This is a genomic window from Xylanibacter ruminicola 23 (genome assembly GCF_000025925.1).
Taxonomy (GTDB): domain Bacteria; phylum Bacteroidota; class Bacteroidia; order Bacteroidales; family Bacteroidaceae; genus Prevotella; species Prevotella ruminicola.
The window spans coordinates 3591208-3612842 of the sequence record NC_014033.1; the positions used below are offsets into that span (position 1 = coordinate 3591208).

General features: G+C 48.8%; 15 protein-coding genes, 2 tRNA genes and 3 rRNA genes. 11 read left to right on the forward strand and 9 right to left on the reverse strand.

The genetic code is table 11. The features are described 5' to 3' along the window. The first annotated feature begins 7 nt into the window (after nt 1–7). The 3 genes from PRU_RS14970 to PRU_RS14980 are packed head-to-tail and all read left to right on the forward strand — an operon-like array spanning nt 8 to nt 4085. A complete protein-coding gene (locus tag PRU_RS14970) occupies nt 8–1600 on the forward strand; it encodes a tetratricopeptide repeat protein (RefSeq protein WP_177168162.1) in 1593 nt (530 codons plus the stop codon). Then, on the forward strand, nt 1600–2463 hold the full coding sequence (locus tag PRU_RS14975) for a DUF4292 domain-containing protein (protein ID WP_013064731.1): 864 nt from the start codon (nt 1600–1602) through the stop codon (nt 2461–2463). The genes PRU_RS14970 and PRU_RS14975 overlap by 1 nt, the downstream gene beginning before the upstream one ends. Before the next feature lie 17 nt (nt 2464–2480). Then, the gene (locus tag PRU_RS14980) at nt 2481–4085 is read left to right on the forward strand and encodes a murein hydrolase activator EnvC family protein (RefSeq protein ID WP_013064274.1); all 1605 of its coding nucleotides are present in this window, start codon (nt 2481–2483) and stop codon (nt 4083–4085) included. A 47-nt stretch (nt 4086–4132) separates the two neighbouring features. Here the strand turns inward: PRU_RS14980 and PRU_RS14985 are convergent, their stop codons facing one another. Then, complete coding sequence (locus PRU_RS14985) at nt 4133–5197, reverse strand: M20 family metallo-hydrolase (protein WP_013064815.1); 1065 nt, start codon at nt 5195–5197, stop codon at nt 4133–4135. A gap of 3 nt (nt 5198–5200) precedes the next feature. After that, on the reverse strand, nt 5201–6196 hold the full coding sequence (locus PRU_RS14990) for a TerC family protein (RefSeq protein WP_013065417.1): 996 nt from the start codon (nt 6194–6196) through the stop codon (nt 5201–5203). 84 nt (nt 6197–6280) lie between these two features. Between PRU_RS14990 and PRU_RS14995 the strand changes: the two genes are divergently transcribed. Beyond that, entirely contained in the window at nt 6281–7465 is a 1185-nt protein-coding gene (locus PRU_RS14995; protein WP_080517220.1) for a ComEC/Rec2 family competence protein, read from the forward strand. Here PRU_RS14995 and PRU_RS15000 read toward each other — a convergent pair. The 7 genes from PRU_RS15000 to tsaB are packed head-to-tail and all read right to left on the reverse strand — an operon-like array spanning nt 7419 to nt 14056. Further along, nucleotides 7419–8318: an AEC family transporter gene (locus PRU_RS15000; protein WP_232221077.1), complete on the reverse strand. Its 900-nt coding sequence runs from the start codon at nt 8316–8318 to the stop codon at nt 7419–7421. The two genes, PRU_RS14995 and PRU_RS15000, sit on opposite strands and share 47 nt — an antisense overlap. 56 nt (nt 8319–8374) lie before the next feature. Further along, on the reverse strand, nt 8375–9760 hold the full coding sequence (gene rseP / locus PRU_RS15005; RefSeq protein WP_013064296.1) for an RIP metalloprotease RseP: 1386 nt from the start codon (nt 9758–9760) through the stop codon (nt 8375–8377). A 6-nt stretch (nt 9761–9766) separates the two neighbouring features. Next, nucleotides 9767–10924 carry a 1-deoxy-D-xylulose-5-phosphate reductoisomerase gene (locus PRU_RS15010; RefSeq protein ID WP_013065072.1) on the reverse strand — a complete coding sequence of 386 codons (1158 nt, stop codon included), beginning with the start codon at nt 10922–10924 and terminating at the stop codon, nt 9767–9769. Then, a complete protein-coding gene (gene rimM, locus PRU_RS15015) occupies nt 10921–11430 on the reverse strand; it encodes a ribosome maturation factor RimM (protein ID WP_041386437.1) in 510 nt (169 codons plus the stop codon). The genes PRU_RS15010 and rimM overlap by 4 nt, the downstream gene beginning before the upstream one ends. Before the next feature lie 4 nt (nt 11431–11434). Then, entirely contained in the window at nt 11435–12739 is a 1305-nt protein-coding gene (gene murA, locus PRU_RS15020) for a UDP-N-acetylglucosamine 1-carboxyvinyltransferase (protein WP_013064951.1), read from the reverse strand. Nucleotides 12740–12744: 5 nt separating this feature from the next. Continuing rightward, nucleotides 12745–13335 carry a DUF4290 domain-containing protein gene (locus PRU_RS15025; RefSeq protein ID WP_013064173.1) on the reverse strand — a complete coding sequence of 197 codons (591 nt, stop codon included), beginning with the start codon at nt 13333–13335 and terminating at the stop codon, nt 12745–12747. Between the two features lie 31 nt (nt 13336–13366). Then, nucleotides 13367–14056: a tRNA (adenosine(37)-N6)-threonylcarbamoyltransferase complex dimerization subunit type 1 TsaB gene (tsaB, locus tag PRU_RS15030; RefSeq protein ID WP_013063291.1), complete on the reverse strand. Its 690-nt coding sequence runs from the start codon at nt 14054–14056 to the stop codon at nt 13367–13369. A 497-nt stretch (nt 14057–14553) separates the two neighbouring features. Between tsaB and PRU_RS15035 the strand changes: the two genes are divergently transcribed. From PRU_RS15035 to PRU_RS15065, 7 genes are all read left to right on the forward strand, one after another. Continuing rightward, nucleotides 14554–16083: ribosomal RNA gene (locus PRU_RS15035) — 16S ribosomal RNA — on the forward strand. Between the two features lie 189 nt (nt 16084–16272). Next, nucleotides 16273–16346 (forward strand) — tRNA-Ile (locus tag PRU_RS15040). Between the two features lie 48 nt (nt 16347–16394). Further along, nucleotides 16395–16468, forward strand: a tRNA-Ala gene (locus tag PRU_RS15045). A gap of 215 nt (nt 16469–16683) precedes the next feature. Beyond that, nucleotides 16684–19581, forward strand: a 23S ribosomal RNA gene (locus PRU_RS15050). Between the two features lie 82 nt (nt 19582–19663). Next, nucleotides 19664–19776, forward strand: a 5S ribosomal RNA gene (rrf, locus tag PRU_RS15055). The 16S, 23S and 5S rRNA genes sit together here with 2 tRNA genes alongside, the layout of an rRNA operon. A gap of 60 nt (nt 19777–19836) precedes the next feature. Next, nucleotides 19837–20952 carry a sensor histidine kinase gene (locus tag PRU_RS15060; protein ID WP_013065296.1) on the forward strand — a complete coding sequence of 372 codons (1116 nt, stop codon included), beginning with the start codon at nt 19837–19839 and terminating at the stop codon, nt 20950–20952. Between the two features lie 146 nt (nt 20953–21098). Further along, nucleotides 21099–21620 carry a YceD family protein gene (locus PRU_RS15065; RefSeq protein WP_013064530.1) on the forward strand — a complete coding sequence of 174 codons (522 nt, stop codon included), beginning with the start codon at nt 21099–21101 and terminating at the stop codon, nt 21618–21620. Nucleotides 21621–21635: the final 15 nt, after the last annotated feature.

Sequence of the window (21635 nt, forward strand, 5' to 3'; positions counted from 1 at the left end):
GATGCGAATGAAGAAAATCGGACTGTCGTTATTGTTACTGCTTTCTGTAACCACTGGTTACGGACAGCGTGAGTACGACCAGTTCTTTCTTGAAGCCATGATGCAGCGCCAGAAGGGTAACAACGATGCAGCCTTTGATTTGCTGCGTCATTGTCTGGAGATTAATCCCGATGCCCCCGAGGCGTACTACTTTTTGGCACAGTACTATAACGCCCTGAAGGATGGCGAGAAAAGTCTGGCATATATCCAGAAGGCGGCTGCACTCGATCCGGATAACGCTACCTATATGGAAACATTGGCACAGGCGTACATCCGTCAGCAGGATTATGAAGCTGCCATCCCTGTTGTGGAGAAGATCTATGAGCGCGACAAAGAGCGTGAGGACTTGCTGGAGATGCTGTTCCAACTGTATCAGCAGGTGGGCGATTTCGATTCGGCCGTAGAGGTGCTGAACCGTATCGAAGCCATCGATGGCAAGAGCGAACGCCTGTCGGTAGCCAAGAGCGAGATATATACCCGTCAGGGGAACAAGAAAGCGGCCATTGCCGAGATAAAGGCTTTGGCAGAGAAATTCCCCAACGATGGTAATTATCAGGCTTTGTATGGTGAGACGCTGATGATGAACGGACAGCTGAAAAAGGCACTGAAGGTGTACGACAAGATTCTGAAAGATGAACCTGATAACAATCGTGTGCTGATGTCGCTGCGTACCTATCATCAGGCTTTAGGGCATCGTGAGATAGCCGACTCGCTGACTGAACGTGTGCTGCTGAATCGTAATGCCACCATTGAGGAAAAGATACTGCTGTTGCGACAGGAGATTTCGGCCAGCGAGAATGCGGGCGGCGATAGTACCCGTGTGCTGCAGCTGTTTGATAAGATTCTGAAACAGCCTCAGACCGATGAGCACATGGCTATTCTCTGTGCCTCGTATATGAACGTGAAGAAGATGCCGAAGGATACCATCGCTACGGTGCTGACGAAGGCTTTGCAACTGGCGCCCGATAACTCGTCGGCCCGTTTGCAGTTGATTGGTTATGCCTGGGAGGCTGATGATATGGAGCGCGTGATTGCACTCTGTCAGGATGCCCGACAGTATAATCCCGACGAGATGGCCTTTTATTACTATCAAGGTATCGCCTACTATCGTCGTGACAGTCTTGATGCCGCCCTTTCTACCTTTAAGAATGGTATCGGCGTGATTAAGGAGGACAGTGATCCTGCTATCGTATCCGATTTCTATGCGGTGATGGGCGACATCCTGCATCAGAAGGGCTTGATGAAAGAGGCCTACGAGGCTTATGATAGTTGCTTGCAATGGAAAGATGATAATATGGGCTGTTTAAATAACTATGCCTACTTCTTAAGCGAAAGTGGTGAGCAGTTGGCTAAGGCCGAGCAGATGAGTTTTAAAACCGTGAAGGCTGAGCCTAAGAATGCTACCTACTTAGATACCTACGCTTGGATACTGTATATGCTGGGCCGCTACTCTGAGGCCAAGATATATATCGACCAGGCGTTACAGAATCTGGATGAGTCGATCGACAACTCTGTGATTCAGGAACATGCAGAAAAAATAAAACAAAAAGCAAATCAATAATGAAACTGAAAAGTATCGTAAGAATTGCCGTATTGGCATTGCCATTGATGTTTAGTTCATGTGGTATATTCAAGAAATCGAAAGAGGTGAAGCCAATCATTGAACAGCGTCAGACTACCGACTTTGTGAGTCAGGTGCGTGATAACCAGCAAACCAATAAGTTCATCACCTCGAAGGTGAAGTTCTCGGTTGAGGTTGGTCCGCAGAAGATTACACTGACGGGTAATCTGAAAATGCGTCGTGACGATGTAATCCGTTTGCAGCTGATGGCCTTTGGATTTGTTGAGGCCGGACGTCTTGAATTCACCAAGGATTACGTGCTGATTATGGACCGTATCAATAAGCAGTACCTGAAGGCTCCTTACCGCCAGGTAGATTTCCTGCGTAATAGCGGTTTGAACTTCTCGGCTATTCAGGCATTGTTCTGGAACGAGCTTTTCAAGCCCAATCAGGGTAGCGAGGCAGTTGTGCTTGCAAAGAATAACAAGGAGGGCGAAGGCAAGTTTACCACCATTGAGAGTGGCGACGATATGATTATCAATCTCGAAGAGGGAAAGATGGACTACAGTTGGTTGGCCAGCAAGAATACCGCACTGATTCGTATGGCTAACATCCTTTATAAGGACCGCTTTAATGGTAACACCCAGCTTAACTGGGACTATTCCGAATACGATGTGTTTGGACGTAAGATGTTCCCCAAGAAGCATCTCATTACACTTACCACTCCTGATAAGGAAGTGAAGTTGGGTATGACCCTGAATTATCTGGGTAATGATACCGAATGGGATGCACGAACCGAAGTTTCTAACAAGTATCGCGAGGTAACAGTTGACGAGATACTCCGCCGCTTCATGGCTCTATGATGAATAGAGTGTTACGTATGCGATATATCGCGATGGTGCTGATGGCACTCATCACGTTTTCTTCGCCTGCTATTGCACAGCTGGCGAAAAAAAAGTCTGTGCAAAAACGTACGGCTACCACAACTAAGAAGTCGGGCAGCAAGAAATCTACAGGTAAGAAGACAACCACCAAGAGTTCTGCATCCAAGCAGTCGGTAACGGTTAACAGTTTGAAGACCGAGCAGCAGAGGGTGCGTAAGCAGATTGAGGAGCAGCAGCGTAAGTTGAAAGCCAACGAGCGCGATGTGAAGAAACGTTTGCAGAACCTGCTGATTATCAACAATGAGATTGCCGATAAGCGTAAGTCGATTGATACCATCCGTCATGATATCAATCGTCTTGATGGTAATATCCATACGCTGGAGGTACAGCTGGTAACACTCGAGAAGGAACTCGAAGAGCGTAAGCTGCGTTTCATCAAGTCGATGAAATACATGCATCGCAACCGAAATCTGCAGAGTCGCCTGATGTTTGTGTTCAGTGCTAAGAACCTGTCGCAGATGTACCGACGACTGCGTTTTGTGCGTGAATATGCGGCCTATCAGCAGAATCAGGCCGAAGCGGTGAAGTCGATGAAGGATCAGGTGACTGAGGCGCATAGCGAACTCACCGACACCAAGCGACAGAAGAGCGACTTGTTGGTGAGAGGCGAACGGGAGCGCCGTTCGCTCGAAGGCAAACAGGAAGAGCAGCAGAAGATGGTGTCATCTCTGCAGAAACAGCAGAAAACCATTCAGGGCATCATCGAAAAACAGAAAAAGCGCGATGCTGAGTTGAATGCACAGATCGACCGACTGATTGCTCAGGAGATAGCCCGTGCGAAGGCGCGTGCCGAAGCCGAAGCCCGGCGCAAAGCTGCCGAGGCCGAAGCAAAACGTAAGGCTGAGGAACTGGCCCGCAAACAGGCTGCAGCCGAAGCGGCTCGTAAGGAGAACGAGCGACGTATTGCTGAGGCTAAGGCTCGCGAGGAGAAAGCCAAGGCCGAAGCCCGTGCGGCTGCTGCCCGTAAGAATGCCGAAGAGAAAGCGGCTGCCGAGCGTGCTGCTGCTGAGGCTGAGCGTGCCCGATTGGCAGCTGAGCGAAAGGCGGCTGCCGATGCGAAAGCACACGAGAAGGAGGTGGCCGAAGCCCGTAAATCAGAGGCTGCAGTTTATACTGTTTCGTCCGAAGACCGTATGCTGAGTGGTAACTTTGAGAGCAATCGCGGTAGATTGCCTATGCCTATTGCTGGCGGCTATCGTATTGTGAACCACTTTGGTACCAACCACGTAACAGATGTGAAGGGACATGTAACACTCGATAAGAAAGGTATCGATATCAAGGGTCAGCCTGGTGCTGCAGTTCGTTGTGTGTTCGATGGCGAGGTGAGTGCTGTATTCAGCTATGCTGGCACCACAGTAGTCATCGTGCGTCATGGTAGCTACCTGTCGGTTTATTGCGACTTGGCTTCGGTTAACGTGAGTCGAGGACAAAAAGTAAGCACCCGACAGACACTTGGTCGTGTGGGTGCTGAGGGTTTGATGCAGTTCCAGTTGCGCAAAGGCAGCGCTAAACTGAACCCTGAGGGCTGGTTGGCGCGATAGGGTCGACACGCTGAGTGTCAACTCTGGCCACACGGCCAGATAGGCACTTATAGTGTCAATCCGTCCAACAATCCTATATAGGTATCGATGGCATGTTCCATCTCCGAAATCTTTATGAACTCATTGGCTGAGTGCGAGCGACTTGATTCGCCTGGTCCCAGCTTAAATGATGGGAATGGCATCAGCGCCTGATCGCTCAGTGTGGGCGAACCGAATGGCTGCATGCCTCTGTCGATACATCTCTTAATGAGCGGATGCTCGGGTGAGATGGCCGATGAGTGCAGGCGGAACGAACGGGCACGCAACTCGCACTTGGTCATCTTCTTGCACAGGAAGTTAAACAGATATTCGTTCTGATAGAACTCGTTGGTGCGTACATCAATAACAAAATGCAGTGTATCAGGCACTACGTTATGCTGGGTACCGCCTTCAACTACGGTCACCGTCATCTTTGTGGGGCCTAAGAGCGGACTTACCTTGCGGAATTTATAATCGCGAAGCCAAACCAGATCGTCGAGTGCTTCGTAGATAGCATTTATGCCTTCGTTACGGGCAGCATGGCCCGATTTGCCGTGAGCATAACCATCAATTACCATCAGTCCTTTTTCTGCAATGGCGGGTTGCATGCCTGTAGGCTCACCCACAATGGCTACGTCAATCTTGGGCAACAAAGGCAGCACGCGACTCAGTCCGTTCTGTCCCGATATCTCTTCTTCGGCCGAAGCTACCCACAACAGATTATAGTTGCGAGGACGATACAGCATGATGCGATAGGCTTGCAATAACGAAACCAGTCCGCCGCCACAGTCGTTTGAGCCCAGACCATATATCACGTCGTATTCCTGATCTGGTGAAAATGGATCGCGTGTCCACGAGCTAACGGGTTTTACGGTGTCGATATGGGCGTTGAGCATCACGGTAGGTCGATTGTTGTCCCAATCAGGACAGCCCACCCAGAGGTTGTTACCCTCGCGACCGAATGGTAGATTCCACATGTTCAGGAAATCAGCCAGTTTATCGGCAGCTCTCGTCTCGTCTCTACTAACCGAAGGAATGGCAATCAGCTCCTTCAGCAAGGCTACGGCGTCGTAAAGATAGTTTTTGTTTTCCATATTTTATTTGGTTTTTGCTTTTGATACACATACGGATAGTAGCATCGATAATACCAAAACACCGAAGATGATGGCCAACGAAAGTGTGGTGGGTACTTCGATGTGTGGCATGTCGATATTTAATCCTATCATCTCGCCGAATGCGTTCACGTACTCGTTCATGGCTAATAGCATCTTTACGCCTACAAAGCTCAGGATGATACCTAAGCCATATTTAAGATAGGTGAAGTATTTGGCTACTGCTGCCAGCGCAAAGTATAGGGCACGCAGACCCAGAATGGCGAAGATATTGGAGGTGAGCACGATAAACGGATCGCGGCTCACTGAGAATACGGCAGGGATTGAATCAACGGCAAAGGCCACATCGGTTGTCTCGATTACCAATAAGGCAATAAACAATGGAGTTGCTAATCGCTTACCGTTCTCGATGATAAAGAACTTTCCCTCGTGCATCTGGTCGGTCACAGGGAAGAATTTCTTGAATATCTTTACGAAGAAATTGTTCGAGGGGTCGACCTGCTCGTCGTTATGTCCGAACATCTTGATGCCCGTATAAATCAGGAATAATCCAAACAATCCTAATATCCATTCAAACTGGGCAATCATCGCTGTACCTGCAAAAATAAAGATACTGCGCAGTACTAAAGCACCAAAAATACCCCAGAACAATACCTCGTGCTGGTATTTTCGCTGTACGCCGAAGAACGAGAAAAGCATCAGGAATACAAACAGATTATCCATCGATAAGGATTTCTCAATCAGATAACCTGCCAAGAACTCCATTGCTTTCTCATGAGAGTTAACAGGATATAACAGATAGATGCCACCGCAGAAAACAAGCGATACACCAATCCATACGGCTGTCATCTTCAGAGCTTCGGATACGCTCACTTCATGTTGACCTTTCTTACCGAACGATTTCAGGTCGATCAGCAACATAATGAATACCAGTATGTAGAACAAAATCCACGCCCAGATGGGGATATTTACCATTTCCATTCTTTCTTTATTCTTTGATTACGGCGACAAAGTTACGAAATAATTCTTATATTCCCAAAAATAGTTGTATTTTTGTACCTTGGTATGCAAAGTCGATTATTCGATAAATGTCCCGTAGCGGCTTTAACGGTGAGTATGATTCTTGGCATTATCATCGCTCACTACGTGTCGCTTCCCATCACCATATTACCTGTGCTGGCTGGTATGGTGGTTGTGGCTTTGCTGCTTTATAAGTTTGCCAATGCGCAGTCGGTAGCTATTCTGGTATGTTGCCTGTTGCTGGGGATGTGTGTGATGCAGCACCATCAGCAAACCACCAATCAACCGCAAACCGAAACCCGATTAGATCGTTCCAGAAACTTTTTCCTTCAGCAACGCGAGCAGTTGTTGCAGCGTTTTAATGATAGTGGGCTTGATGGCGATGCTTATGCGGTGGTGGCAGCCATGTCGTTAGGCGATAAGTCGGCTTTGACTCGAGATGTGAAAAGTGCATATTCTGTCAGCGGTGCCTCGCATGTGTTGGCTCTCAGTGGTCTGCACCTTGGTATTATCTATATGCTGTTGTCGTTGTTCCTGCCACGAAGACGGTGGCCGGCTTTGTCGCAGTTGTTGATGATCCTGGTGGTATGGGCGTTTGTGCTGCTGGTTGGTATGCCTGTTAGTGCTGTACGCTCGGCCGTCATGCTTACCATCTATGGCGTTTTGTCGATTGGGCGTCGTAATAAGATGTCGGTCAACGTTCTGGCTTTTACAGCTTTTTTGATGTTGATGTGGAATCCTGCCTGGCTGTTTGATGTGGGATTTCAGATGTCGTTTATGGCCGTATGGGCTATCCTGCTGTTTGTGCCCTTGTTTACCAGCGTGTTTTCCGACCAGTATTATATGGAGCACCCCTGGGTGGCAAAGGTTTGGGGCATGGTGGCTGTCTCTATTGCGGCTCAGTTGGGTGTGGCACCATTAATCGCCTATTACTTCGGACAGTTCTCTACCTGTTTTCTGCTTACCAACTTCCTGGTGGTGCCTGCGGCATTCATTATTCTATGTCTGTCGATAGCCGTTCTGTTGTTTCCGCCCCTCGCGTACCTATTATTATATATAGTGAATGGGTTGAATGCGTCGTTGAATACCATCGCCACCTTTCCGGGCGCCAGTATCGGTAACTTGCATCCAACCATCCTTCAGGTTGTGCTTATCTATGTGTTGATTGTTTGTTGCTATCTGCTTATAGAAAGAATAAAACCAATAATGGGATGGACACCATGGAGATGAGGGTGGTAATAAATGTTACCTCGGTTATCATCGTGGTATCTTTGCCGTATTTTAAGCACAGAATAGTACCGTAAGTAGCCACAGGCATGGCAATTACTACCGTATTGATGTTTACTACAAACTGCGAGAAGCCTAAAAGCGTGCACAGATAGTAGATGCCGATGGGCAGTATGGCCAGTCGGAAAAGTGTGGTAGCATAAACGCTGGTGTTACCTAACAGCGATTTGATGGGGAGGTTCGACATCGATGAACCGATAATCAGCAGCGCGGCAGGTACGGTGATGTTACCAATCATGGTGAGTGGTGCGCTGATGGCTTCGGGGATATTATCGATGCGCAATGCTACTATCAGCATGGTCAGGTAGCAGGCCAACATCGGGGTAGAGTAGAGCACCTTTTTTTCAAAACGGCTTTCCTCTACTTCATTTTTACCTGTTATCAGGATAGTACCTACAGTAAACACTGCAAATGTATTTACAACATTCAGCACAGCAGCATAGAAAACGGCCTCGTGTCCGAATATCGATGCCACCACAGGGTAGCCCATAAAGCCCACGTTACCAAACATCAGAGCAAAACCGATAGCGCCTTCGTCGTCTTTCTTCTTGGTAAGGTAGCGTGGCAACAGAAAGGCGATACCTGTAAGCACCGCATAGGTAATCACGCTGATGAGTAATAACGGTAGAATATACTCACGGTCAGGCAGTTCGCCTGTCATAGCCGACGACAGAATCAGCGCCGGACAGGTCATATTAATTACCAACCTCGACAGCTGTCTGTCAAAGTCGCCTCCCAAATATCCCAATTTGCCTGCCCCGTATCCCACGAGCACAATGGCAAACAAAGTCATCATCACTACAAACATAGAGTAAAGGCATTAAAAAAGCCCCAGTGAGTGGGGCTTTTTGTTTACATATATCCTAACCACCGCAATATATCATTGAGGTTCGCGAATACCATCAGGAGTATCAGCAGACCGAAACCGAAGTATTCGGCACGGATCATGAAGGTCTCTGAAGGCTTTCTGCGGGTAATCATCTCATAAATCAGGAACAGTACATGTCCACCATCCAAGGCTGGGATGGGCAGAATGTTCATGAAGGCGAGGATGATTGAGAGGAAGGCGGTCATCTTCCAGAACAGATACCAATCCCACATGGGAGGGAACAGACTGCCGATAGCGCCGAAACCACCAATCGACTTCGCACCGTCGGCTGTGAACACATACTTCATGTCGCCCACATAACCCTTCAGCACGTTGATGCCGTATGCTATTCCGGCAGGGAAACTCTCAAAGAAACCATATTCCTTGGTGACGGGCTGGTAGATGCCAGCGATGGTCTGCACCATGAAACCGAGTTTCAAATCAGGAGTCAAGGTGATGGTGGCTGTATCCTGTACCTCGTTACGTGCATAAACGATGGTGGCTGTGCGCACCTTCAGGCTGTCGGCCTGAGTCTTGGCGGCTGTCATCATATCCTCGAGTACACCCAGCTGGTCGGTAAACTCATTGTAGCTGTCAACAGGCTTGCCGTTGATACCTACAATCTTATCGCCTTTCTGCAATCCCATCTTGGCGGCAGGTGTATTCTCCATTACACTGTCTATCACAGCAGGAATCAGTGGACGAACGAACGATGGCTCTGCCTTAAGCATACCTAACAGGTTGATGTCGCCAGGCAACTTGATACTCATGGCTTTACCATCACGAATAATGTCGGCACGGGTAGCCTCGCTCAGGGCGCGGTACATATCTGCGCTGAAGTCCTTGAACTCACCGTTCTCGGTACCTACCAGGATATCACCATCCTTAAAACCATACTGCTTAGCCTCGGTGTTGAACTTCATACCCAAGGTCATGTTCTTGGTGGGGATATAGGTGTCGCCCCAGTAGAACAGAATCATTGAGTAGATGAACAGGGCCAGCAGGAAGTTTACCAATACACCGCCAATCATCACCAGCAGGCGCTGCCATGCTGGTTTCGAGCGGAACTCCCATGGCTGCATGGGCTGTTTCATCTGTTCGGTATCAAAACTCTCGTCGATCATACCGGCAATCTTACAGTAGCCGCCCAATGGCAACCAACCTACACCATACTGTGTGTCGCTGTTCTTAGGCTTGATCTTAAACAGACTGCCGTCCCATTTCCAAATGCTGGGATCGAAGAAGAGATAGAACTTCTCTACGCGGATGCCAAAAAGCTTGGCAAAGAAGAAGTGGCCACCCTCGTGGAGCAGCACTAGCAGGCCAATGGCCAGCATGAATTGCAAAAGTCTAATTAAAAAGATATCCATTGTTGATTATTTATTCATGAGTTCTGTAGCGATACGACGGGCTTCGGCATCGGTAGCGATGTAGGTGTCGTAGCTGGGGTTCTTATCGAAGGTTGCACGCTGCATGGTCTCGGCAATGATGTCGCCCATCTGCAGGAATCCGCACTTATCCTCCAGGAATCCACGGTTCACAATCTCGTTAGCAGCATTCACGATACATGGCATGTTACCGCCCTTGTCGATAGCTTCGAACGCCAAAGCTAAGCAACGGAACTTCTCCAAGTCGGGTTCGAAGAACTCCAGGTGCTGGGCCTTGAACAGGTCGAGGCGCTCGCCACTCAGGTGCAAACGCTGTGGGAACGAGAAGGCATACTGGATAGGCAGACGCATATCGGGTACACCCAGTTGGGCTTTTACACTACCATCCTGGAACTGAACGGCGCTGTGAACAATACTCTGTGGGTGAACCAAAACCTGAATCTGCTTAGCGTCCACACCAAACAGCCACTTGGCCTCGATGACCTCGAAGCCCTTGTTCATCATCGAAGCTGAATCGATGGTGATCTTAGCACCCATGTCCCATGTTGGATGGCGCAGGGCATCAGCCTTAGTTACGTGAGCAATCTCTTCCATCGACTTCAAGCGGAAAGGACCACCAGATGCTGTGAGCAGAATCTTTTCGATGGGATTCTGATCCTCGCCAACCAAACTCTGGAAGATAGCTGAGTGCTCGCTGTCGACAGGCAGGATGGGGGTATGGTACTGCTGGGCCAGCTGCAGAATCAGCTCACCGGCAACTACCAGTGTCTCCTTATTTGCCAAGCAGATGGTCTTACCTGCCTTGATGGCATGGATGGTGGGATTCAATCCCGAGAAACCTACCATCGCTGTGAGTACCATGTTGATGGGACCGGCTTCTACAATCTCGTTCAGTGCCTGGGCACCGGCATATACTTTTACGTCGGGCATGTCGCTCATCAGGCTCTTCAGCTCGTCGTAACGTGCCTCGTTGGCAATCACGATGGCGGCGGGCTTGAACTTATGAGCTTGCTCGGCCAGCAACTCTACCTTATTATTAGCAGTCAAACAATAGACCTCGTACAGGTCGCTATGTTCCTCGATAACCTCGAGTGCTTGTGTTCCTATCGACCCCGTAGAGCCGAGAATGGCTATTTGTTTCTTCATAACTCTAAAATGCCTTCAGGCAGTTTTACTATTATTTGTTGTTTCTTTGTATCTACATTGGTAATCAGCTCTTCTGAAGCAGGAATCAGTTTACCGTCTTCCAGTTCGAAGAGGATATTGATGGTGGTGTCATCCACCGAGGCAATTTTACCTGCGGCCTTACCGGTGTTGGAATCGATGAGCTCAAAGCCCACAATGGCTGCCCACGAAAGCTGCTCATCATCGTCTTCTGCCATCTCACGGGGAAAGTAAACCTCGCAACCGGTTAGTTCTCTGGCACGCTCCTGGGTGTCGATACCCTCAAACTTCATCAGGGCATTGTCGTCGGTCTTAAAACGGTACTCCTCAATAAAGAAAGGTACCAGGATACCATCCATATCAAGTATCAGGTAGTCGGCATCTGTGCGGTCGAACACGTCGTCGTCGAAGAGAAAACTAATCTCTCCTTTCACGCCGTGCGCTTTACCTAACTTACCTATCTTATATACGTCCTCGCGTTTTATCATATCTCTAACCTCTAACAATATTCGCGCCCAGAGCATTCAAACGGGCTTCGATATTCTCGTAGCCGCGGTCAATCTGCTCGATGTTGTCGATACGGCTGGTTCCTTTAGCGCTCATGGCTGCAATCAGCAGAGCGATACCAGCACGGATATCAGGACTCGACATGCGACCGCCGCGCAGGGTAATCTTTCTGTCGTGACCAACCACTACGGCACGGTGTGGGTCGCAAAGAATAATCTGGGCACCCATGTCAATCAACTTATCCACGAAGAACAGTCTGCTTTCAAACATCTTCTGGTGGAACAGCACGCTACCGCGAGCCTGGGTGGCAACCACAATCAGTACCGATAGCAGGTCGGGGGTCAAGCCGGGCCAAGGGGCGTCGGCCAGCGTCATGATAGTACCATCCATAAATGATTGTATCTCGTAGTGATCCTGGCGAGGTATCCACAGGTCGTCGCCTTCAACCTTGATTTCTACACCTAACCTACGGAAAGCATCGGGGATGATTCCTAAGTTCTCGACACTTACATCTTTGATGCGAACGCCATTACCGCACATTGCTGCCATACCAATAAACGAGCCTACCTCGATCATATCGGGCAGGATCAGGTGGTCGGTGCCATGCAAACTGTCAACACCCTCGATGGTGAGCAGGTTCGATGCAATACCGCTGATGCGGGCACCCATACTGTTCAGCATCTTACAGAGCTGTTGCAGATAGGGTTCACAAGCTGCATTGTAAATGGTGGTGGTACCTTTGGCAAAAACGGCGGCCATGATGATGTTGGCTGTACCTGTTACCGATGCCTCGTCGAGCAACATATAGGTACCCTTCAGCTGTTTGGCCGAAATCTCATACACATCGCGACCTTCCACACGGTTGAAGGTGGCGCCGAGTTTCTCGAATCCTAAGAAGTGGGTGTCCAAACGGCGACGACCAATCTTATCGCCACCAGGTTTGGTGATAACGGCTTTACCCATGCGGGCCAAAAGCGGACCAATCATCATCACGCTGCCACGCAGTGCAGCACACTTCTTCACAAACTCGTCGCTCTGCAAGTAATCCAGGTTCAGCTCGTCGGCTTTAAAGGTATAGGTGTTTTCTTCCTTTTTCGATACCTTCACACCAATATCACGCAGCAGCTGGATGAGGTTGTTCACATCGCGAATGTTCGGGATGTTACGGATAATCACCTCCTCCTCTGTCAACAATGTGGCACAGATTACCTGCAGGGCCTCGTTCTTAGCACCCTGTGGTGTGATAGTTCCTTGCAGCAGATGGCCGCCTTCAATGATAAATGATGCCATATAGGTTACTTCTTTTTCTTCTTTTTCTCATCAGTCTGAGCCACTTTCTCAAATCTGAAAGCGTTCAGGTCAATCTGGATGGCGCCGTCGGTAAAGCGAGCCAGGTCGCTGGCCACGCGCTCATCGTCCATCGAGCCGTGTCCGAACTGAGCCAGATCGCGCTTCATCTGGTTGGCTGTATATCTTACCAACGCATCGCGCTCCTCGCCATCGGGCATAGTCTTCAGCTTTTTAAACAGCTCCTCTACCAATCTGCCGTAGTGGCGCAGTCGTACGCTCTCCTTGGGTAGTTTCATGGGCTGGGGCTTCGATAGAATCTTGTCGGCTTCGCTGATATCATAAGGCCAGTCGATCTCCAGCTCTCTGTGACTCATCAGGTACAGATGGTTCCAGAGTGTCTGCTCGTAGTCATCGTTCTCTTTCAGCTGTGGGTTCTTAGTCTCCATCAGCTTCACGATGGTCTGGGCACACTGCAGGCGCTCCTCTCTGTTGGGCAGCTCGCAAGCCAACTCAATCATCTTCTGGATCTCACGTCCGTATTCCGACATCACCAGCTTCTCGCGCTGGGTGTTGTAATCTAATCCTTTTATATCCATAAACTCTTCACTATTCACTTATCACTATTCACTAAAGAAGTTTCTTGGGAAGTTTGGCCACAAAGTCCTTCAGATAGTAAGGCACAAAGTAAGCTACATCCTCAGTCTGGTTGTTCAACAATCGTTTCTCGGCCAGGGGCTGCATCCATTTGGCCAGTGGCTCTATGCCCTCAATCAGGTGGGCGTTGGGATGATTGATGGTCTCCATGCACTTCTTGGCACCGTTACCGAAGAAGTACACAGGGTGCTTATCCAGATACTCTTTGTAAGTCTCGGCCGTTACTACATCGGCGCCAATCTCACGAACAGGTTTCAAGGCGCGATCGTAGATACCGGCATACACCTCCATGCGTCGGGCATCGAGCATGGGGCAGAGCAGGGCATCTTCTTCAGGAATCTCTCTTAATAATACAGGTACGCACAGCAGCTCCAGTGTTGGAACAGCTATCAGCTTCAGGTTGCGACCGTAGCAGATACCCTTAGCCATCGATACGCCAATACGCAGTCCAGTGTACGAACCAGGACCGCAACTTACAGCCACCGCATCAAAAGGGATGGCGTGATTATCGGTAAACGAGAGTGCCTCGTCAACCATGGTACCTAAACTTTCTGCGTGGTTAGGTCCGCTATGATCTTCTTGCTGGAAGATAACATGCGAATCCTCCGAAACAGCAACGGAACAAACATCCGTACTGGTTTCAATATGTAATATCGTCGACATACTTTTTAATTAACCTATACTAATAAAGTGCAAAGGTACGCAAATTTTTCCCAATCACCATCGTTTTATCAGAAATTAACGTGTGAGTTAATTCAAAAAGGGCAATGAATTAATTCACGAGGGGTTTTGAATTAACTCACGGTTTTTGTGCTAAGTGTCGTCGGCTCTATATAATATATAATAATGTGAAGCCGTTTTTGTGATTGATATCCATCAAGAGCAACCAAAAAAATGCATGAAAAATGAAAATTTCTCTCGAAAAGTTTTGGTAGTTTCAAAAAAAGCCGTACCTTTGCACCCGCAAATCAGGAACACCACCTGACAAGCACTGAAAGAAAGAGTTCTTTGAAAGATTTACATAGACAGAAGTAGTACAAGAAGCAAGAGCAGAAATGCTCTTGGGTAAATGAACAAACCGTTTCAATTTCGTGAATTTGGATAGTTGTTCTGAGACAGATATAATTCTTATTTATTAAGAATAAACAAACAAATTTTTTACAGTGAAGAGTTTGATCCTGGCTCAGGATGAACGCTAGCTACAGGCTTAACACATGCAAGTCGAGGGGCAGCATGATCGAAGCTTGCTTTGATTGATGGCGACCGGCGCACGGGTGAGTAACGCGTATCCAACCTTCCCTATAGTAGAGAATAGCCCGGCGAAAGTCGGATTAATGCTCTATGTTGTATTTAGAGGACATCTGAAGAATACCAAAGGTTTACCGCTATAGGATGGGGATGCGTCTGATTAGGTAGTAGGCGGGGTAACGGCCCACCTAGCCGACGATCAGTAGGGGTTCTGAGAGGAAGGTCCCCCACATTGGAACTGAGACACGGTCCAAACTCCTACGGGAGGCAGCAGTGAGGAATATTGGTCAATGGACGGAAGTCTGAACCAGCCAAGTAGCGTGCAGGATGACGGCCCTATGGGTTGTAAACTGCTTTTATATAGGGATAAAGTCGGGGACGTGTCCCCGTTTGTAGGTACTATATGAATAAGGACCGGCTAATTCCGTGCCAGCAGCCGCGGTAATACGGAAGGTCCAGGCGTTATCCGGATTTATTGGGTTTAAAGGGAGCGCAGGCTGATGATTAAGCGTGACGTGAAATGTAGCCGCTCAACGGCTGAACTGCGTCGCGAACTGGTTATCTTGAGTGAGTTCGATGTTGGCGGAATTCGTGGTGTAGCGGTGAAATGCTTAGATATCACGAAGAACTCCGATTGCGAAGGCAGCCAACAAGGCCTTTACTGACGCTAAAGCTCGAAGGTGCGGGTATCGAACAGGATTAGATACCCTGGTAGTCCGCACGGTAAACGATGGATGCCCGCTGTTTGCGATATACTGTGAGCGGCCAAGAGAAATCGTTAAGCATCCCACCTGGGGAGTACGCCGGCAACGGTGAAACTCAAAGGAATTGACGGGGGCCCGCACAAGCGGAGGAACATGTGGTTTAATTCGATGATACGCGAGGAACCTTACCCGGGCTTGAACTGCCAGCGAACGATTCAGAGATGATGAGGTCCTTCGGGACGCTGGTGGAGGTGCTGCATGGTTGTCGTCAGCTCGTGCCGTGAGGTGTCGGCTTAAGTGCCATAACGAGCGCAACCCTTTTCTTTAGTTGCCATCAGGTAATGCTGGGCACTCTGGAGATACTGCCACCGTAAGGTGTGAGGAAGGTGGGGATGACGTCAAATCAGCACGGCCCTTACGTCCGGGGCTACACACGTGTTACAATGGGGGGTACAGAGAGTCGGATATACGCAAGTATGTTCTAATCCTTAAAGCCTTCCTCAGTTCGGATTGGGGTCTGCAACCCGACCCCATGAAGCTGGATTCGCTAGTAATCGCGCATCAGCCATGGCGCGGTGAATACGTTCCCGGGCCTTGTACACACCGCCCGTCAAGCCATGAAAGCCGGGGGCGCTTGAAGTCCGTGACCGCAAGGATCGGCCTAGAGCGAAACTGGTAATTGGGGCTAAGTCGTAACAAGGTAGCCGTACCGGAAGGTGCGGCTGGAACACCTCCTTTCTGGAGAATCCTGAAAGAGGTTCTTGACGCAGCTCGGCGCAAGCCAAGCAAATCAAGGAACACCTCCTTTCTGGAGAGAACACTATTTCAAAAGGTTTGATTTCAAACCCAGTGCTTCTTTACTACCAATGTTTATTAATATAAGAGAAGTATGAGGCTGGGCAGAGGAACCCCCTCTGACCAAAATAGAGTCCTATAGCTCAGTTGGTTAGAGCGCCACACTGATAATGTGGAGGTCGGCAGTTCAAGTCTGCCTGGGACTACTCAAGGTAATTGTCAATTATCAATTTTCAATTATCAATTCTCGTTATGGGGGATTAGCTCAGTTGGCTAGAGCGCTTGCATGGCATGCAAGAGGTCATCGGTTCGACCCCGATATTCTCCACTAAGTACAGACAACCTCTGAAATTTAATGTTTCATGTTTAATGTTTAATGTACAACGATCTTTGACATGTTGATACACAAGAAACTGTAAGTAAAAGACTTTGTTTTTAGAAACTGAGTAGATTTTTTCTAAAATCTCAATTACAGCTGATAGTATGAGCTACTTCACATTAATATTTAATCTTTAATGTTTAATGTTTAATGTAAGTAAATAGGCGAAAGAAAGTTAGGGCGTCTGGTGGATGCCTTGGCTCTCGGAGGCGATGAAGGACGTGATAAGCTGCGATAAGCCTCGGGTAGATGCAAATAATCTTTGATCCGAGGATTTCCGAATGGGACAACCCAGCTGGCTGAAGGCCAGTTATCACTACCTAAGTAGTGAGGCAAACGCAGGGAACTGAAACATCTTAGTACCTGTAGGAAGAGAAAATAAACTAATGATTCCCCCAGTAGTGGCGAGCGACCGGGGAATAGCCCAAACCGCATGTGTAGCAATGCATATACGGGGTTGTAGGACCACGCCGTAGTACTTGAATCGTGAGGAGAATCTTCTGGAAAGTTGATCCACAGAGGGTGAAAGGCCCGTAACCGAAGCGAGACGAGACTTAGTGGTATCCTGAGTAACGCGGAGCACGAGGAATTCTGCGCGAATCTGCCGGGACCATCCGGTAAGGCTAAATACTCCCGAGAGACCGATAGCGTACCAGTACCGTGAGGGAAAGGTGAAAAGCACCCCGAGTAGGGGAGTGAAATAGTACCTGAAACCAGACGCCTACAAGCGGTCGGAGCTAGTTTAACTAGTGACGGCGTGCCTTTTGCATAATGATCCTACGAGTTACCATCACCAGCAAGGTTAAGTATTTAAGATACGTAAGCCGCAGTGAAAGCGAGCCTGAACAGGGCGTCAAGTTGGTGGGGGTAGACGCGAAACCGAGTGATCTACACATGGTCAGGATGAAGTCCCGGTAACACGGGATGGAGGTCCGCACCGATAAGCGTTGAAAAGCTTCCGGATGAACTGTGTGTAGGAGTGAAAGGCCAATCAAACTCGGAGATAGCTCGTACTCCCCGAAAGGCATTTAGGTGCCGCGTCGGATGGTCACCGTGAGAGGTAGAGCGACCGATAGGTCAAGAGGGCTTCACCGCCTATCGAGACCTGACGAACTCCGAATGCTCACGGTCTGCAGTCCGGCAGTAAGGGCATGGGTGCTAAGGTCCGTGCCCGAGAGGAGAAGAATCCAGACCGCCGTCTAAGGTCCCGGAATCCTGTCTGAGTTAGTCTAACGAAGTCTGGTCTCGATGACAGCTAGGATGTTGGCTTGGAAGCAGCCATTCATTCAAAGAGTGCGTAACAGCTCACTAGTCGAGAGACCGGGCGTGGATAATAATCGGGTATAAGACAGGTACCGAAGGCGCGGGATAGCATTAAAAAGTATCGGTAGGGGAGCATTCTTGCGGCGCTGAAGCCAGTGGATGACTGCTGGTGGAGCTTCAAGAAAAGCAAATGTAGGAATAAGTAACGATAAGGGGGATGAGATTTCCCCCCGCCGAAAGACTAAGGTTTCCCGGGCGATGTCAATCACCCCGGGGTAAGTCGGGTCCTAAGCATAAGCCGAACGGCGAGGGCGATGGCTGACACGGTTAATATTCCGTGACTTCCATAATGGGCGATTTGTGGTGACGGAGCAGTGACACTGCCGCGCGGCGACGGATGTCCGCGTTGAAGGATGTAGGCGTTGAGGAAGGCAGGCAAATCCACCTTCCGAGCTGAACTCTGACAGTACAGGATCCTCTTCGGAGGAACTTGATAGCGCAGGTAATCAGACTCCCGAGAAAAACCGCTAAGCTTAACCATTATGGAACCCGTACCGCAAACGGACACACGTAGTCGGGTAGAATATACTAAGGCGTTGAGAGATTCGCGGTTAAGGAACTAGGCAAACTGACCCTGTAACTTCGGGATAAAGGGTCCTCCAGTAATGGAGGCGCAGAGAATAGGTCCAGGCAACTGTTTAACAAAAACACAGGGCTGTGCAAACTCGAAGGATGAAGTATACAGCCTGACACCTGCCCGGTGCTGGAAGGTTAAGAGGAGATGTCAGTCGCAAGATGAAGCATTGAATTGAAGCCCCAGTAAACGGCGGCCGTAACTATAACGGTCCTAAGGTAGCGAAATTCCTTGTCGGGTAAGTTCCGACCTGCACGAATGGTGTAATGATCCGGACGCTGTCTCAACCGCGAGCTCAGTGAAATTGTAGTATCGGTGAAGATGCCGATTACCCGCGATGGGACGAAAAGACCCCGTGAACCTTTACTACAGCTTAGCACTGACCTTGGTCATCGGATGTGTAGGATAGGCCGGAGGCTTTGAAGCGGGCGCGCCAGCGTTCGTGGAGCCATCCTTGAAATACGGCCCTTCTGCTGCCTGAGGTCTAACTTGCGATGCAAGGACACTGTTTGGTGGGTAGTTTGACTGGGGTGGTCGCCTCCAAAAGCGTAACGGAGGCTTCCAAAGGTGCCCTCGGGCCGATTGGTAACCGGCCTAATAGAGTGCAATGGCATAAGGGCGCTTGACTGGGAGGCAGACATGCCGAGCAGGTAGGAAACTAGGGCATAGTGATCCGGCGGATCCGTATGGAAGGTCCGTCGCTCAAAGGATAAAAGGTACTCCGGGGATAACAGGCTGATCCCCCCCAAGAGCTCATATCGACGGGGTGGTTTGGCACCTCGATGTCGGCTCGTCACATCCTGGGGCTGGAGAAGGTCCCAAGGGTTGGGCTGTTCGCCCATTAAAGTGGCACGCGAGCTGGGTTCAGAACGTCGTGAGACAGTTCGGTCTCTATCTATCGTGGGCGCAGGAGTCTTGCGTGGTGCTGACACTAGTACGAGAGGACCGTGTTGGACAGACCTCCGGTTTACCGGTTGTACCGCCAGGTGCACCGCCGGGTATCCGAGTCTGGATTGGATAAGCGCTGAAAGCATCTAAGTGCGAAGCCAGCCGCAAGATGAGGACTCCATTGAGGGTCGTCATAGACGATGACGTTGATAGGGTGCAGGTGTAAAGACGGTGACGTCAAAGCCGAGCACTACTAATTGCCCGAAATCTTTCGCTTCATGCTGATATTATCAGATGTAGTTGTTTCCAAGAGCAATCTTGAACTACGTTTCTTGTGTCGACAATGTCAATAACCTATATTAGGTGGTTATTGCAGTGGGGTCCCACCTCTTCCCATTCCGAACAGAGAAGTTAAGCCCACCTGCGCCGATGGTACTGCAATGCAATGCGGGAGAGTAGGAAGCCGCCGTCTTTTTTAAAGAAGAGCCTCGAGAATACAATATTCTCGGGGCTTTTTCGTTTATATATATGTATGCAATGGACAGACAGAATTAGACAAACCAAAATACTCCTGGTAATAGCAGCTGTAATTATAGCTGTTACCTCTTTGTTGATATCGCATTTTCTGGTAAAAGACCTCTCTAACGAAGAGCGAAAGAAGATGGAAGTATGGGCGCAGGCACTTCATGCCTTGAACCATGCCGATGAGAATACCGACCTTTCATTGGTTCTTGACGTAATGCAAGGTAACACGACCATTCCTGTGATTGTGTTGAACGATAAAGGTGGAATTGATGATTACCGTAATATCCAGGATACGCTGCATCTGGATCAGATAGCCCAGCGAATGCTGAAGGCTGGTGATACGATTGTTGTAGGTAGTCAGATTGTGTGTTACGATGAGTCGGTACTGCTTAAACGCCTGTCACAGTATCCCTATTGGCAGTTAGGTGTGGTGATGATTTTTGTGGTGGTTGCCATCTTTGCCTTACTCTCATCTAAGAAGGCTGAACAGAATAAGGTTTGGGTTGGACTATCTAAAGAAACGGCTCATCAGTTGGGTACGCCTATCTCCAGTTTGATGGCATGGGTTGAAATCTTGAAAGAGAATCATCCAGATGATGACCTGATACCCGAGATGGATAAGGATGTAAAGCGTTTGGAACGTATTGCGGAACGATTCTCGAAGATAGGTTCTTTGCCCGAACCAACACCAGGCTCGATGAACGAGGTGATTGCACATGTGGTTGATTATATGCGTAGGCGTACTTCAAATAAAGTAGAAATTACCACACAAATTCCTGATCACGACGTGGTTGTTAATATGAATGCTTCGCTTTTTGAGTGGGTGATTGAGAACCTCTGTAAGAATGCGGTAGATGCGATGGAAGGTGCTGGTAAGATTTCTATCCAGTTGATTGACGATGACCATCGTGTGGCTATCGAAATTACGGATACAGGTAAAGGTATCCGCAAAAAGGATATCAACCATGTGTTCACCCCAGGTTTTACCACCAAGCAACGTGGTTGGGGATTGGGACTTTCATTGGCGCGTCGTATTGTTGAAGACTATCATAAAGGTAAGATTTTTGTGAAGTCATCCGAAGTCGGAAAAGGCACCACTTTTCGCGTAGAATTGCACAAATAACCCTCGTTTTGTGTAATATAAGGGCCTGATAACTAAGGAATTTGCACTAAAATGATAAAAAAATAAAATAAGCGTGCTTTCATTGAAAAAAAAGTTGTAACTTTGCAGCCCGTATAGCGCATTATTGCGTTTAAAAGTGTAGAATAATGAATAGTCTGGAGTCGTTGAAGATAGATCTGAAGAGTTTGGTAAGCGAGGAAACATCCTTGGCTTTCGACTTGAACGATACTTACTTCGAGGCTTTGGATGGTGCTGAAGTGAAGAGGGGCTCTTTGCACGTGTCGGTGTCTATACGCAAGGCAACCGGCTTTTTCGAACTCCTGTTCCATACCGAAGGCACCGTTATTGTACAGTGCGACCGATGCTTAGACGATATGGAACAGCCGGTAGAAACCGACAACCGTTTGATTGTCAAGCTCGGTAGCGAATATTCAGAGGAAGATGATATCATCGTAGTGCCTGAGGACGAAGGAATACTCGACACCTCGTGGATCATCTATGAGTTTGTGGCCCTGGTAATACCCATCAGGCATGTGCATGCACCTGGCAAGTGCAACCCTGCCATGACGAAAGCTCTGGAAGAGCTGTCAGCTGACCGAAGCAGCGATGAGGAGTCCGACCAGCCCATCGACCCCCGCTGGGAAAAATTAAAGAATTTAAAAGTTTAAACATTTAAAAGTATT

What these genes read in the sequence shown, in the direction of transcription:
- PRU_RS14970 (WP_177168162.1), top strand. Translation starts at nt 8, where the DNA reads ATGAAGAAAATCGGACTGTCGTTATTGTTACTGCTTTCTGTAACCACT.
- PRU_RS14975 (WP_013064731.1), top strand. Translation starts at nt 1,600, where the DNA reads ATGAAACTGAAAAGTATCGTAAGAATTGCCGTATTGGCATTGCCATTG.
- PRU_RS14980 (WP_013064274.1), top strand. Translation starts at nt 2,481, where the DNA reads ATGCGATATATCGCGATGGTGCTGATGGCACTCATCACGTTTTCTTCG.
- PRU_RS14985 (WP_013064815.1), bottom strand. Translation starts at nt 5,197, where the DNA reads ATGGAAAACAAAAACTATCTTTACGACGCCGTAGCCTTGCTGAAGGAG.
- PRU_RS14990 (WP_013065417.1), bottom strand. Translation starts at nt 6,196, where the DNA reads ATGGAAATGGTAAATATCCCCATCTGGGCGTGGATTTTGTTCTACATA.
- PRU_RS14995 (WP_080517220.1), top strand. Translation starts at nt 6,281, where the DNA reads ATGCAAAGTCGATTATTCGATAAATGTCCCGTAGCGGCTTTAACGGTG.
- PRU_RS15000 (WP_232221077.1), bottom strand. Translation starts at nt 8,318, where the DNA reads ATGATGACTTTGTTTGCCATTGTGCTCGTGGGATACGGGGCAGGCAAA.
- rseP (WP_013064296.1), bottom strand. Translation starts at nt 9,760, where the DNA reads ATGGATATCTTTTTAATTAGACTTTTGCAATTCATGCTGGCCATTGGC.
- PRU_RS15010 (WP_013065072.1), bottom strand. Translation starts at nt 10,924, where the DNA reads ATGAAGAAACAAATAGCCATTCTCGGCTCTACGGGGTCGATAGGAACA.
- rimM (WP_041386437.1), bottom strand. Translation starts at nt 11,430, where the DNA reads ATGATAAAACGCGAGGACGTATATAAGATAGGTAAGTTAGGTAAAGCG.
- murA (WP_013064951.1), bottom strand. Translation starts at nt 12,739, where the DNA reads ATGGCATCATTTATCATTGAAGGCGGCCATCTGCTGCAAGGAACTATC.
- PRU_RS15025 (WP_013064173.1), bottom strand. Translation starts at nt 13,335, where the DNA reads ATGGATATAAAAGGATTAGATTACAACACCCAGCGCGAGAAGCTGGTG.
- tsaB (WP_013063291.1), bottom strand. Translation starts at nt 14,056, where the DNA reads ATGTCGACGATATTACATATTGAAACCAGTACGGATGTTTGTTCCGTT.
- PRU_RS15060 (WP_013065296.1), top strand. Translation starts at nt 19,837, where the DNA reads ATGCAATGGACAGACAGAATTAGACAAACCAAAATACTCCTGGTAATA.
- PRU_RS15065 (WP_013064530.1), top strand. Translation starts at nt 21,099, where the DNA reads ATGAATAGTCTGGAGTCGTTGAAGATAGATCTGAAGAGTTTGGTAAGC.